Origin of the sequence: Nocardia anocheti (genome assembly GCF_029675105.1) — a bacterium.
Classification (GTDB): Bacteria; Actinomycetota; Actinomycetes; order Mycobacteriales; family Mycobacteriaceae; genus Nocardia.
Genome location: NZ_JAQQFV010000009.1, coordinates 332,624 through 346,236, shown reverse-complemented (window position 1 = coordinate 346,236; position 13,613 = coordinate 332,624). Strand labels below are relative to the sequence as shown.

The window sequence follows — 13,613 nt, the reverse complement described above, 5'->3', positions numbered from 1 at the left end:
GCTCAACTCAGGCCAGCTCGAGTTCGCGGGCGATCGCCACGGAGTCGACGGCCACCGGCTTGACCTCGGGCATTCCGGCCAGCGCGTTGTCGGGGTCCTTGAGACCGTTGCCGGTCACGGTGCAGACCACGGTCAGGCCCGAATCCAGCCAGCCCTCCGCGCGGGCGGCCAGCAGACCGGCCACACTCGCGGCCGAGGCGGGCTCGACGAACACGCCCTCGGTGGCCGCGACCAGGCGGTACGCCGCCAGGATCTCCTCGTCGGTGGCCGCGCGGAAGGCGCCACCGGACTGATCCTTGGCCTCCATCGCGCCGTTCCAGGACGCCGGGGCGCCGATCCGGATGGCGGTGGCGACGGTCTCGGGGTCGCGCACCGGCGCGCCGTTGACCAGCGGCGCGGCACCGGCGGCCTGCACACCGAGCATGCGCGGCAGGCCCGAGGTGATGCCGTCGGCGTGGTATTCGCGGTAGCCGCGCCAGTAGGCGGTGATGTTGCCCGCGTTGCCCACCGGCAGCACGTGCACGTCGGGCGCCTTGCCCAGGACGTCGCAGATCTCGAACGACGCGGTCTTCTGGCCCTCGATGCGCGCCGGGTTCACCGAGTTCACCAGGCCGACCTCGGGGAAGTCGGAGGTGACCTTGCGGGCCAGCTCGAGACAGTCGTCGAAGTTGCCCTCGACCTGGATGATCTTCGCGCCGAGCATCACGGCCTGGGCCAGCTTGCCCATGGCGATCTTGCCCTGCGGGATCAGCACCGCGCACTCCATGCCCGCGCGGGTGGCGTAGGCGGCCGCCGAGGCCGAGGTGTTGCCGGTGGAGGCGCACAGCACGGCCTTCTGGCCGCGGTACTTGGCGTCGGTCATGGCCATGGTCATGCCGCGGTCCTTGAACGAACCGGTGGGGTTGGCGCCTTCGACCTTGAGGTAGACCTCGCAGCCGGTCAGCTCCGACAGGTGCGTCGCGGGGACCAGCGGGGTACCACCCTCGAACAGGGTGACCGGCTCCCAGTTCGCGGCACCTTCGAGTCGATCACGGTAGGCCGCGATCAGACCCGGCCAGCGCGAGTGCACGCCGAGCTGGGGGGCGATGCCAGTGGTACTCATGATTCTTCGGTGCCTTCCAGTCTGAGAACGCTGGTCACAGAGGTGACGGAATCCATCTCCGCCAGTACCGCGACAGTATCGGCCAGCGAGGACTCCACCGCATGGTGGGTCACGACCACGAGCCTGGCGCCTTCGCCATGACCCTGCTGACGCACGGTGGAGATGCTCACGCCGTGCTGGGCGAAGGTGTCGGCGACCGCGGCCAGCACGCCGGGACGGTCCGCGACCTGCAGGTTCACGTGGTAGCGGGTGGGGGTGTCGCCGATCGGGGCGATGGGCAGCTCGGCGTAGACCGATTCGCCCGGCGCCCGACCGCCGTAGAACTTGTTGCGCGCGGCCATCACGAGGTCGCCGAGCACGGCCGAGGCGGTCGGCGCGCCACCGGCGCCCTGCCCGTAGAACATCAGGCGACCGGCGTTGTCGGCCTCGACGACCACGGCGTTGAACGCGCCGTTGACCGAGGCCAGCGGGTGCTTGCGCGGGATGAGCGCCGGGTAGACGCGCACCGAGACGCGGTCCTTGCCGCCCTCGGCGGAGCCGGGCTCGCCCGGACCGGACGGGACGCGCTCGCAGATGGCGAGCAGCTTGACCGTGCAGCCCACTGCCGAGGCGGTCTCGAGATCCTCGGCGGTGATCTTGGAGATGCCCTCGCGGTACACATCGGCCGCGGTCACGCGGGTGTGGAAGGCCAGCGAGGCCAGGATGGCGGCCTTGGCGGCGGCGTCGAAGCCCTCGACGTCGGCGGTCGGGTCGGCCTCGGCGTAGCCCAGCGCGGTGGCCTCGGCGAGCACGTCGTCGTAGGCGGCGCCGGTCTCGTCCATGGCGGAGAGGATGAAGTTGGTGGTGCCGTTGACGATGCCGACGACTTTGTTCACCCGGTCACCCGAGAGCGACTGGATCAGCGGCCGGACCACCGGGATGGCCCCGGCGACGGCGGCCTCGAAGTACAGGTCGGCCCGGCTGGCCTCGGCGGCGGCGGCGAGCTCGCCGGTGTAGTCGGCCAGCAGCGCCTTGTTGGCGGTGACCACGGACTTGCCCGCGCTCAGCGCGGCGCCGATCAGCGCGCGGGCCGGGTCGATGCCGCCCATGACCTCGACGACCAGGTCGACGTCGTCACGGGTGACCAGCGCCTGCGCGTCGGTGGTGAGCAGCTCGGCGGGCAGGCCGCGGTCCTTGTCCAGATCGCGCACGGCCACTCCGCGCAGCACCAGCGGCGCGCCGACGCGCGAGCGCAGGTCCTCGCCGTTGTCGCGCAGCACGCGCACGACCTCGGTACCGACGGTGCCCATGCCGAGCACGGCCACACCCAGCGGACGTCCCCCGTCTCCGTTGTTCACGGTCAGCCCACCCGTCACCCGGCCGCCACCCCTCACGGAATCGCTGTGCGATGCGGTCATTGTTCTACCTCCAGGCTCAGCAGGTCCGCCACCGTTTCCCGGCGCAGTATCAGTCGCGACTCCCCGTCACGCACCACGACCACGGCGGGCCGGGTGAGCTGGTTGTAGCGGCTCGACATCGAGTAGCAGTACGCGCCGGTCGCCGCGACGGCCACCAGGTCGTCGGGGGCCACGTCGGCGGGCATCCAGGTGTCGCGGATGACGATATCGCCGCTCTCGCAATGCTTTCCGACCACGCGCGCGACGACCGCGTGCGCCTCGGAGGAGCGCGAGACCAGACGGCAATCGTAGTCGGCCTGGTAGAGCGCGGGGCGGATATTGTCGCTCATCCCGCCGTCGACACTGACGTAGCGGCGGCGCGCGCCCCCGTCGAGTTCGACGTCCTTGATGGTGCCCACCTCGTAGAGGGTGACGGTGCCGGGGCCCGCGATGGCGCGACCCGGCTCGACGGCGATGACCGGCTCGGGCAGCCCGGCGCGGGCGGCCTCGGCCGCGACCAGCTCACGCAGGCTGGCGGCGAACTCGTCCAGCGGCGGCGGGTTGTCGGCGGGCAGGTAGGAGATGCCGAGGCCGCCGCCCAGGTCCAGGGTGGCGATCTGGGCGGTGCGCTCGATGCCGAACTTGTCGATGGCCTCGCGCAGCAGGCCGAGCATGCGGCGCGCGGCGATCTCGAAGCCGTCGATCTCGAAGATCTGCGAGCCGATGTGGCTGTGCAGGCCGACCAGGCGCAGGTTGTCGGTCTCGAAGACCCGGGCCAGCGCCTCCATCGCGTCCCCACCCGCGATCGAGAAACCGAACTTCTGGTCCTCGTGGGCGGTGGAGATGTACTCGTGGGTGTGCGCCTCGACGCCGACGGTGACCCGGACCAGCACGTCCTGGACCACGCCCGCCGCACCGGCGACCGCCTCGAGCCGGTCGATCTCGTAGAGCGAGTCGACCACCACGTGCCCGACCCCGGCGGCGACCGCGGTCTCGAGCTCGGGCACCGACTTGTTGTTGCCGTGCAGAGCGATGCGCTCGGCCGGGAAACCGGCGTTGAGCGCCACGGCCAGCTCGCCACCGGAGCAGACGTCGAGCGAGAGGCCCTCGTCGCGGATCCAGCGCGCGATCTCACCACACAGGAACGCCTTGGAGGCGTAGTGCACGCGGGCGTTGGGGCCGAAGGCGGCCACCATGTCGCGGCAGCGGGTGCGGAAGTCGTCCTCGTCGATGACGAACAGCGGCGTGCCGTACTGCTGGGCCAGCTCGGTGACCGGCACTCCGGCCAGCCGGACCACGCCGTCGTCGCCACGAGTGGCGTTGCGCGGCCAGACGTTGGCGGGCAGGTCGATCATCTCCTGCGGGTCGCTGGGACGCTCGGCCAGGCTCGGCGCGTGCGGGATCTCAGCGTGCCGGGGACCGGCGGGGTGTGCACTCATCTCGGTGCGTCCTTCCTGGAAAGCTTGCCGGTGTTCACATGCGCTCCGGTGCGCTGACGCCGAGCAGGGCGAGGCCGTTGGCCAGAACCTGGCGGGTGGCCTTGACCAGTTCCAGCCGGGCGGCGTTGAGGGGGGTGACCGCGTCGTCGCCCTTGGGCAGCACGCGCATGTCGTCGTCGGACTGGAACGGGTGGTAGACCCCGGCCAGTTCCTCCAGGTAGCGGGCGATGCGGTGCGGTTCGCGGGTTTCGGCGGCGGTGGCGACCACGCGCGGGAAATCGCCGAGGGTGCGGATCAGGTCGCCCTCGCGGGCGGAGTTCAGCAGCGCGAAGTCGGGTTCGACGCTCGCGAACTCGGCGAACTTCGCGGCGTTGCCCAGGATGCTGTTGGTGCGCGAGTGGGCGTACTGCACGTAGTAGACCGGGTTCTCGCTGCTGGCCTTGGTCCACAGGTCCAGGTCGATGTCGATGCTCGAGTTCACCGAGGAACGCACCAGTGAGTAGCGGGCGGCGTCGACGCCGATCTGCTCGACCAGGTCGTTGAGGGTCACCACGGTGCCCGCGCGCTTGCTCATCTTCACGGCCTGGCCGTCGCGGACCAGGTTCACCATCTGGCCGATCAGCACCTCGACGGTGTCGGGGTCGTCACCGAAGGCCGCGGCGGCGGCCTTCAACCGGCCGATGTAGCCGTGGTGGTCGGCGCCGAGCATGTAGATGGCCAGGTCGAAGCCGCGGGCGCGCTTGTTCTGGAAGTAGGCGATGTCACCGGCGATGTAGGCGGCGTTGCCGTCGCTCTTGAGGACCACGCGGTCCTTGTCGTCGCCGAAATCGGTGGAGGCGATCCACCAGGCGCCGTCCTTCTCGTACAGGTTGCCGGAGTTCTTGAGCTGTTCGACGGCCCGTTCGACGGCACCGGAGGCGAACAGTTCGCTCTCGTTGAAGTACACGTCGAAGTCGGTGCCGAAGTCGTGCAGATCCCGCTTGATCTGGGCGAACATCTGCTGCACGCCCTCGCGCCGGAACAGCTCGTGGCGCTCGTCGGCGGGCAGGCTCAGCGCGTCGGGATGCGCGGCGACGATGCTGGCGCTGATCTCCTGGATGTATTCGCCCGCGTAGCCGTCCTCGGGGGTCGGCTCGCCCAGGGCGGCCGCGACCAGCGATTTGGCGAAGCGGTCGATCTGGGCGCCGTGGTCGTTGAAGTAGTACTCGCGCGTCACCTCGGCGCCCTGAGCGGCCAGGATGCGGCCCAGCGCGTCACCGACCGAGGCCCACCGGGTGCCACCGAGGTGCACCGGACCGGTGGGGTTGGCGGAGACGAACTCGAGGTTGATCTCGGTGCCCGCCAGCGCGGCGGCGGTGCCGTACTTCTCCCCCGCGGCCAGGATCTGGCTGACGATCGCGCCCTGCGCCGAGGCGGCGAGACGGATGTTCAGGAAGCCGGGGCCTGCGACATCGGCCACATCGATGGCGTCGGTCGCCGCGAGCGCCTCGGCCAGCCAGCCCGCCAGTTCGCGTGGATTGGTTCCGACCTTCTTGGCCACCTGCATCGCCACATTCGTGGCATAGTCGCCGTGTTCGGGGTTGCGCGGACGCTCCACTGTGACCTGCTTGGGCAGGACCGACGAGTCCAGTCCACGTTCGACAAGCACCTTCGCGGCGGTGGTGCGAAGGAGATCTGCAAGGTCAGCTGGAGTCACGAGTCTCTATCCTATTGGCTGGGCGCCTCGCAACCACGACCGCCCGGTACGAACGTCCCGATCCACACGTCGAAAGAGCACATCCAGCGATGCCGAGCAGGACCAGCGCCACCTCAGCCAAGGCCGTCCGCGCCGCGGGGAAATCGTCTCCGTCGCGCAAACCCGGTAAGGGAAAGCTTCCCGGGAAGAAGCGGGAAGTTCCGTGGGCGCTGCTCGGCGCGGGTGTCGCCATCGTGGCGCTGATCGGCCTGCTGGCCTACAGTCTGGTGCCCAAGTACCTGGACCAGGCCGCGATCCGCGAGGCCCAGACCGACCTCAAGGAATGGGTGCCCTCCAAGGACAACCAGGACCCGTCGGCCAAGATCGAGGGCGTCGTCAAGCAGGACTACCCGGCCGGTCTGCACGTCACCCCGGAGCAGCGGGTGGCCTATGACAAGTCCCCGGCCTTCGGCGGCCCGCACGACGGCGCCTGGGCCAACTGCACCGGCACCGTCTACGCCAAGCCGATCCGCATGGAGAACGCGGTGCACTCGCTCGAGCACGGCGCGGTCTGGATCGCCTACAACCCCGACAAGGTCGACAACGCCGGGGTGGAGAAGCTGTCGAACTTCGTCAAGGGTCGTCAGTTCAGCCTGATGTCGCCGTACCCGGGCCTGGACTCGGCCATCTCGCTGCAGTCGTGGGGCCACCAGCTCAAGCTGGAATCCGCCGACGACGCGCGCATCAAGCAGTTCATCTCCGCCCTGCGCGAGAACCCCTACGCCTACCCCGAGGTCGGCGCGAGCTGCTCGAACCCGATCTTCGACGCGAACAACCCGCCGCCGTTCGACTCCTCGCCCTACGGCCCCGAAGCGGTGCCGATGGACGGCGCGGGCCTGACCCAGGACCAGTCCGAGCTCGCCGGTGCGGGCGGCGGCGGCATCCCGGGCATTCCGAGCATCCCGATGCCCGGCGGCCTGCCCTCGGGTCAGTAGTGAGCACCGAGACCGAGGTCGAGCCCGAGGAGACCGGCACCCGCCGCCCCGCCGGGGCGGTGCTGGTGCTCGGCGCGATCGGCCTGCTGCTGCTCGGTGCGGTGGCCGGGGTGCTGCTGCGGATGCCGCTGGACAAGGCCGACGACCCCGCGCCCGGCCCGGTCGACATCGGCTTCAGCCAGGACATGGCCGCCCACCACGCCCAGGCCGTCGACATGGCGGGCGTGGCGCTGATCGCCTCGACCGACAACGACGTGCGCAGGCTCGCCTACGACATCCTCACCACCCAGCAGAACCAGATCGGCCGCATGCAGGCCTGGTTGCAGCTGTGGGGCGAGACCAACCAGAACGTCGACGGGTTCATGGGCTGGATGAGCGAGCACGGTGACGGCGCGCACGGCCACGGCGGCGCCACCGCGCACGAGATGTCGGGCCCGATGACCACCATGCCCGGCATGGCCAGCCAGGAGGAGATGACCGCCCTGCGCAAGGCCACCGGCCCGGCGCTGGACACCATGTTCCTGCAGCTCATGCTGCGCCACCACCAGGGCGGCGCGCCGATGGCCGAGTACGCGGCCGAACACGCCGACGTCGCGGCGGTCCGGCTGCTGGCCCAGCAGATGGCCAACGCCCAGGCCAGCGAATCCGCGCTGATGACGAGCATGCTCGCCGCCCGCGGCGCCACCCCGCTGCCGCTGAACTGACCCCGGTGCCGGACCGGGTCAACCACCCGGCCCGGCACCGTTTTTGGCGCACCGCACTCCATGCGATACGCTGTCGCTGCCCGATCGCCCCACAGCGACCGGCCACTATCCCGCCCTCGTAGCTCAGGGGATAGAGCGTCTGCCTCCGGAGCAGAAGGCCGCAGGTTCGAATCCTGCCGAGGGCACAGCAGTTCGAGGTCCCGTCCGTTCGGTCGGGGCCTCGTTTGCTTTGAGTTCGGTTCCACAGCGGTTGCGGGGGCCATGCCCCCGATGACATCAGGAGCGGGCCATGACCAATCCCCCCGAGGGACAGCAGCCACCGAACATTCCTTCCGGGCCGCCGGGATATCCGCACGCCGGATTCGAGCCGGGCGCCCATGCCGTGCCGGGAGCGCCGGGCGATCCCGATGTGTTCCCGCCGCCCCAGCCGCCGAAGAAGAAGCGAACCGGCCTGTTCGTAGGCCTGGGCATCCTCGCGCTGGTGGTGATCGGCGCGGTGATCACCGGCGTCGTGCTCACCCTGCAGGGCCGTACGCCGCTGTCCTCGGACGAGAAGAAGATCGAGGTCGCCATCCGCGACTTCTACGACACCCTCGACTCCGAGGGCTTCATCGCCGCCGCGGCCCTGGCCTGCACCGCCGACCGCACCGAGATCGACAACCTCTCCGACGAGCAGCGCAAACAGTTCGACGCGGCCACCGTCGCGGTGACCATCGACGACGTGAAAGACATCGTCGTCACCGGCGACACCGCCAAGGCCACCGTCACCGGCCAACTCACCCTCTCGGTGGAGGGCGAGGAACCCAACACCGAGAGCAGCACCGAGGAACACCTCGCCAAGGAAGACGGCACCTGGAAGATCTGCTCGGTCCCAGCCACCAAACACTGACCGAACCTCCTTGCCGCCCGGGGTATTTTGCTGGAGGAAGCCTCGATTCCCCGGGGCGGGAAGGGCGTTGATGATCGTGCGCGGCGGGTGGGTGCTGGCGGCGATGCTGGTGGTGGTGTTCGGGGTCGGGGGGTGTGGGTCCTCGGCGGGGCGCGATGAGATCACCGTGTACAGCGGGCAGGACGTGGGGCTCGTGGCGCAGTGGGCGGCGGCGTTCACGGCGCGGACCGGGATCGAGGTGATCGTGCGGTCCGGGGGTGATGCCGGGCTGGGTGAGCTGGTGCTCGCCGAAGGCGACGACTCCCCCGCCGATGTCTTTCTGAGCGCGAACGCGCCGGTGATGACCCTCGTCGAGCGCGCCGGGCTGTTCGCCGAACTCGACCGGGCCACCGTGGATCAGGTCCCGGAACGCTATCGACCCGCCTCCGACGACTGGGTCGGAACAACCGCGCGCACAACAGGTTTCGTCTACAACGTCACCAGCCTGCCGATCGCCGAACTGCCCGCCTCGATGCTGGATCTGGCCCAGCCCGCCTGGCGGGGCCGCTGGGCCGCGGCCACCGCGAGCTCGGATTTCCAGGCCATCGTGGCGGGTCTGCTGGCACAGCGCGGCGAGGACGCCACCCGGGCCTGGTTGCGCGGCGTGCGAGCGAACGCGGTGACGCTTCCCGACGGCGCCGCCGTCGTCGCGGCGGTGAGCACGGGCCGTCCCGAATCGGGGCTGGTCTTCGGGAGTTCCTGGGCGACCGAACGGCAGCCGAGCACCGCGCTGCGCGCGTATTCCGGACGCGATCCCGGCGCGTTCCTGAGTGTCGCGGGCGGGGCCGTGTTGCGCTCGAGCGCGAAACAGGAACAGGCGCGGCAGTTTCTCGCCTTCGTCACCGGAGGAGCGGGTCAGTACATTGTTCGCGACGGCGGTTCGATGCGGTATCCGGTGGCGGCCGATATCGACGCCGATCCCGCGCTGCCGCCGCTGACCGACCTGTCGGTGCCGGTCATCGATCCCGCCCGACTCGACGCCGTGCGGGCCGACGCGCTACTGACCGAGGCCGGGTTGCGCTGAGCGGAGTTCGGATCAAGCTGATCCCAACTCTCGTCCGCGAGACCCGAACCCGGCACTATCAATGGCGAGGCGGGCGTGGCTGAGTGGTTGAGGCAACGGTCTGCAAAGCCGTTAACGCGGGTTCAATTCCCGCCGCTCGCTCCAACGGGGAAAGCGGTCCCGGCCGTGAAATGATCGGATTCATGTCACGACCCGGACCGCTTTCCCAGGACCCCATCGCCGAGGCGTATCGACAGTGGATCGAACACGGCTGGGGTTCGGTGGCCGATGGCATGGCGCTGGTGACCTCTCTGGTGCGCGCCCAGCAGATCGTGATGGCCAGAGTCGACGTGGCACTCAAGCCCTCCGGACTCACTTTTTCCCGCTACGAGTTGCTGCAACTGCTCAGCTTCAGCAAGACCGGCGCCCTCCCGATGGCCAAGGCCAGCGCCCGATTGCAGGTGCATCCGACCAGCGTGACCAATACCGTCGACCGGCTCGAGGCCGCCGGGCTGGTGCACCGGGTGCCACATCCCACCGATCGCCGGGCCACCCTGATCGAGATCACCGATGCCGGAAGGGCCTCGGTGGCCGCGGCCACCGAGGCGCTCAACAGCCAGGTCTTCGCCGAACCCGGTCTGCCGCCCGAGCGCGGACGCGAGCTGCTGCATCTGCTGGCGCAGTTCCGTCACGACGCGGGCGACTTCGAGACCGACGATCCGGAAAACCTCGCATTCCACGCGAACTGGCCGTCTGACCAGGAATAACCTCGGGCCGCCCCTTGGCAGCGGGGGCAAAAAACGTCACCATGGACCGCATGGTGCTGGTCCTGGGGGTCTCGGCGGGTGCGGGCGGTGCGCGCGCTGTGCTGACCCACTCCGATCAGCCCCAGCTGCCGCCCCTGGACCGGATCAGGGTGCCGCGTCGGCCCGGCGCCGCGGTCGCGGAATCGGTGCTGACGGCGGTGCGCCGGATGCGGGTGGCCGCGCTGGCCCGCGACGAATGCGTCACCGACACCGTGGTCACCTGCCGGTCGGAACTGCACGCCGACGCGGTGCGCGCCGCCGCCGGACAGTCGCTGGCCATCGTCGACGAACCCCTCGCGCAGCTGCGCTACCTGCGCTTCACCGGTCAACTGCCCGCCGCCGACTCGGTGATCCTCTACGACCTCGGCGCCTCCGGCCTGACCATCACCCACGCCGACTGCCGCACCGACACCATCCTGGCCAGCCGACGCAGCACCGTGCTCAGTGGTGACGGCTACGACGCGCTGCTGCGCTGGCAGCTGGCCCGCGACGGCGTCGCCACCGACGCGCGCACCAGCCGCGCGCACCGCGAATCGCTGAGCGAGGAACGGGTGGTCACCGCCACCGACACGGCCACCGGCGAGCGCGCGGTGGTGACCCGCAGCGACCTGGCCGGACTGTGCGGGGAGGGGCTGCGGCATTCGGCCGGTTTCGTGCGACAGCTGATCGCCGAGACCGGGGTGACGCCCGGCGCGCTGGTCCTGGTGGGCGGGTGCACCCGCAATCCGACACTGCGCGCGGATCTGGCCGCTCTGGTGGGGCTGCCGGTGGTCTACGACCCGGAACCGGAGTACGTCTCGGCCAGGGGCGCGGTGCTGTTGGCCGCGCGACGGCCCTCGGCGCGCCTGCGGATGACTCGCCTGCGCGCGGGCGCGGCCGAGGCGGCGCGGGCCGGTCAGCAGCGCCCGGCCCGGCGCAGACTGCTCGCGGCGGTGGCGGTCACCGCCACCCTGGGCGGCGCGGTGGCCGGGTTGATCGGCACCGACAGCGCGCCGCGGTCCCCAGAGAAGGGGACCGCGCCGCCGACCGCGCAGTTCCTCGAAGGCTCGCCGCTGTGGAAGCCGAACTAGCTGTTGGTGAAGTTCGCCGGACGCTTCTCGACGAAGGCGGCCATGCCTTCCTTCTGATCGTCGGTGGCGAACAGCGAGTGGAACACCCGACGCTCGAACAGCAGGCCCTCGCCCAGGGTGGTCTCGAAGGAGCGGTTCACCGCCTCCTTGGCGATCATGGCCACCGGCAGCGACATCGAGGCGATGGTCTGGGCGGTCTCGAGCGCGGTGTCGAGCAGCTGGTCGGCGGGCACGACGCGCGAGACCAGACCGGCCCGCTCGGCTTCCTCGGCGCCCATGTTGCGGCCGGTCAGGATCAGGTCCATGGCCTTGGCCTTGCCGACCGCGCGGGTCAGCCGCTGTGAGCCGCCGATGCCGGGGATCACGCCGAGCTTGATCTCGGGCTGGCCGAACTTGGCGTTGTCGGCGGCGATCAGGATGTCGCACAGCATGGCCAGCTCACAGCCACCGCCGAGGGCGTACCCGGCGACGGCGGCGATGGTGGGCTTGCGGAAGTTGGCCAGGCGGTCCCAGCGGGCGAAGAAATCGGCCATGTACATGTCCATGTACGACTTGGGCGCCATCTCCTTGATGTCGGCGCCCGCCGCGAAGGCCTTCTCCGAGCCGGTGATCACCACGGCGCCGATCGAGTCGTCGGCCTCGAGCTCGTCGAGCGCGGCGACGACGTCGTCGAGGACCTGGGCGTTGAGGGCGTTGAGGGCCTTGGGCCGGTTCAGCGTGATCCAGCCGACCCCGCCCTTCCCGTCCGCGCCGCCCTTGCGCTCCAGCAGAATCGTCTCGAATTCGGTCACGACACCCTCTTGTTCCTCAGTGGTCACGGATGGTCCGAACGATACCGAGCCGCGACGACGCTCGCGGCACGCCCCGTTGCGCGACCTTCCGTTCGCCACCGGCTGCGGCACAATCGGGACATGGGCACCGACCACTTCGTGCGGATCAGCCGCCTGCGGGCACTCATCGACCACGAGAACACCGGCGCGGGCGAACGGGCCACCGCCCAGCGCATGCTCGACCGCCTCCTGCGCAAGTCGCCCGCCGGGCCCGCCGCCGCGCACCCCGATCGCGTCTACGGCGCCCGCCACGACCGGCCGGGCAGGCACGCGAGCACGTCCTCGATCGTGGAGTCGGTGCGCGAGGACATCACCTTCGCCCGGCTGTTCTCGATCGCGGGTGAGCCCGGTGAGCTGCGCGTGCACAGCCCGCTGGCGGCCGCGCCCGCCGAGGTCACCGTGTCGGTGAGCACGCCGTTCGCCGACCAGATCGTCGTCACCATCGACGACATCCCGCCGGAGTGGGGCTGGGAGTCCGACGAGTTCGAGCGCACCACCGCGACCGCCGACCTGCGCGGTTTCGCTGAGGAGCTGGCCGAGATCATCGACAGCTACAACCACGACGGCAGCGATGTGGGCCCGCGCTTCTTCCGCACGATCCGCGCCCAGCAGCGGACACTGCTGCGCTGAGCTACCCGGGCCCCGGACGCAACACCAGCACGATCAACCCCCCGGTGAGCACCACCGCGCCGATCGCCAGCACCAGACTCGCCACCGCCGGACCGCCCTGGGTGCGTTCGGCCACCAGCTGACCCACCGCGATCGCCACCGTCGCCGCCCCGCCGAGCACCAGCACCGGTTCGCGCCGCAGCGCGTAGAGCCCCAGGCACGTCAGCCCGATCAGTCCGGTGAGCGCGGGCGGCCACAGCGAGTCGCCGAAAGCCACCGACTGCGCGCCGACCACCGCGACCACCCCGCCGAGCACATACCCGGCCCACTCGGCGACCAGCAGCCGCGCCCAGGCCAGCCCGAACCACATCGCGCCGAACACCAGCAACGCGATGCCCTGCCACGGCGCGCGCACGCCGAAGACCGCATCGGTCACCTGGAACACCGCCGCGACCCCGAACACCACCACCGCGACCATCCCCAGCACGCTCGGCACCATCAGGTAGCCGAGCACCGCGACCAGCAGTCCGGCGAGCACGGCCGGACGCGCCGCGGCACCGTGCTCGTCGAAGGCCGCCGCCACGGCACCGGCCATCGCCCCGGCCGCCAGCACCAGCAGCACCGCCGCCAGCCGCACCCGCCCGGCCCCGGCGATCGGCACCCGCCGGAACACCCCGCGGCACCCGCCCGCCAGCACCACCGCCCCGCCGATCGCGCACCCGGCCACGACCGCCAGCAGCACCACCCGCCCCGACTGCGCCACCTCGTTCCACGCCTGCCCCAGGAACAGCGCCAACCCGGCCGCCACCAGCGCCGCCCCGACATAGGCGACGATCTCCGCCGCGATCCGCCCCGCCGGTGCCCGCCGGGCGCGTTCCTGCTCGTCCACCGCGCGCAGCACCGCCGCGCGCTGCTCACCGCTGATCACCCCCGACGCCACCAGCCGTTCCAGCGCCACACCCACCCTGTGCTCGCGAACCATCCGAGAAGTATGTCGATCCGCGCCACGAATCCGGGCCCATCGGGGCGGTTTCGGGGCACAGTGACCCCGCTCACACTAGAATTGGTTTGATGTC

General features: G+C 70.5%; 13 protein-coding genes and 2 tRNA genes. 9 read left to right on the top strand and 6 right to left on the bottom strand.

Features of this window, described 5'->3' with window-relative positions:
* Positions 1-7 precede the first annotated feature (7 nt).
* From thrC to argS, 4 genes are read right to left on the bottom strand one after another with little or no spacing between them, the layout of a single operon-like run.
* Positions 8-1,102, bottom strand: a complete 1,095-nt coding sequence (gene thrC / locus QC180_RS24545; protein WP_278265161.1) for a threonine synthase — start codon at positions 1,100-1,102, stop codon at positions 8-10.
* Positions 1,099-2,499, bottom strand: coding sequence for a homoserine dehydrogenase (locus tag QC180_RS24540; protein ID WP_474646522.1), 1,401 nt, complete (start codon positions 2,497-2,499; stop codon positions 1,099-1,101). The genes thrC and QC180_RS24540 overlap by 4 nt, the downstream gene beginning before the upstream one ends.
* Positions 2,496-3,917 (bottom strand): diaminopimelate decarboxylase, encoded by a 1,422-nt coding sequence (gene lysA, locus QC180_RS24535; protein WP_278265160.1) that lies wholly within the window; start codon positions 3,915-3,917, stop codon positions 2,496-2,498. The genes QC180_RS24540 and lysA overlap by 4 nt, the downstream gene beginning before the upstream one ends.
* A gap of 34 nt (positions 3,918-3,951) precedes the next feature.
* Positions 3,952-5,613, bottom strand: coding sequence for an arginine--tRNA ligase (gene argS, locus QC180_RS24530; RefSeq protein ID WP_278265159.1), 1,662 nt, complete (start codon positions 5,611-5,613; stop codon positions 3,952-3,954).
* Between the two features lie 89 nt (positions 5,614-5,702).
* On the opposite strand from argS, the gene QC180_RS24525 reads away from it, so the two are divergent.
* The 8 genes from QC180_RS24525 to QC180_RS24490 all read left to right on the top strand — a co-directional run bounded on the left by QC180_RS24525 (position 5,703) and on the right by QC180_RS24490 (position 11,098).
* The gene (locus QC180_RS24525) at positions 5,703-6,587 is read left to right on the top strand and encodes a DUF3105 domain-containing protein (protein ID WP_278265158.1); all 885 of its coding nucleotides are present in this window, start codon (positions 5,703-5,705) and stop codon (positions 6,585-6,587) included.
* Positions 6,587-7,291 carry a DUF305 domain-containing protein gene (locus tag QC180_RS24520; RefSeq protein WP_278265157.1) on the top strand — a complete coding sequence of 235 codons (705 nt, stop codon included), beginning with the start codon at positions 6,587-6,589 and terminating at the stop codon, positions 7,289-7,291. The genes QC180_RS24525 and QC180_RS24520 overlap by 1 nt, the downstream gene beginning before the upstream one ends.
* A gap of 112 nt (positions 7,292-7,403) precedes the next feature.
* Positions 7,404-7,476: transfer RNA gene (locus QC180_RS24515), tRNA-Arg, on the top strand.
* A 104-nt stretch (positions 7,477-7,580) separates the two neighbouring features.
* Positions 7,581-8,180, top strand: a complete 600-nt coding sequence (locus QC180_RS24510) for an Rv0361 family membrane protein (RefSeq protein WP_278265156.1) — start codon at positions 7,581-7,583, stop codon at positions 8,178-8,180.
* A 70-nt stretch (positions 8,181-8,250) separates the two neighbouring features.
* Complete coding sequence (locus QC180_RS24505; protein WP_278265155.1) at positions 8,251-9,243, top strand: extracellular solute-binding protein; 993 nt, start codon at positions 8,251-8,253, stop codon at positions 9,241-9,243.
* Between the two features lie 69 nt (positions 9,244-9,312).
* Positions 9,313-9,387: transfer RNA gene (locus QC180_RS24500), tRNA-Cys, on the top strand.
* A 38-nt stretch (positions 9,388-9,425) separates the two neighbouring features.
* Positions 9,426-9,989, top strand: coding sequence for a MarR family winged helix-turn-helix transcriptional regulator (locus tag QC180_RS24495; RefSeq protein WP_278265154.1), 564 nt, complete (start codon positions 9,426-9,428; stop codon positions 9,987-9,989).
* A gap of 50 nt (positions 9,990-10,039) precedes the next feature.
* The gene (locus tag QC180_RS24490; protein ID WP_278265153.1) at positions 10,040-11,098 is read left to right on the top strand and encodes an Hsp70 family protein; all 1,059 of its coding nucleotides are present in this window, start codon (positions 10,040-10,042) and stop codon (positions 11,096-11,098) included.
* Here QC180_RS24490 and QC180_RS24485 read toward each other — a convergent pair.
* Positions 11,095-11,889, bottom strand: coding sequence for an enoyl-CoA hydratase (locus QC180_RS24485; protein ID WP_278265152.1), 795 nt, complete (start codon positions 11,887-11,889; stop codon positions 11,095-11,097). The genes QC180_RS24490 and QC180_RS24485 overlap by 4 nt on opposite strands.
* A 120-nt stretch (positions 11,890-12,009) precedes the next feature.
* Here QC180_RS24485 and QC180_RS24480 point away from each other — a divergent pair, with 120 nt between their 5' ends.
* The gene (locus tag QC180_RS24480) at positions 12,010-12,558 is read left to right on the top strand and encodes a hypothetical protein (protein ID WP_278265151.1); all 549 of its coding nucleotides are present in this window, start codon (positions 12,010-12,012) and stop codon (positions 12,556-12,558) included.
* A gap of 1 nt (position 12,559) precedes the next feature.
* On the opposite strand, the gene QC180_RS24475 is transcribed toward QC180_RS24480, so the two are convergent.
* Entirely contained in the window at positions 12,560-13,519 is a 960-nt protein-coding gene (locus tag QC180_RS24475) for a DUF2157 domain-containing protein (RefSeq protein ID WP_278265150.1), read from the bottom strand.
* Between the last annotated feature and the right edge of the window lie 94 nt (positions 13,520-13,613).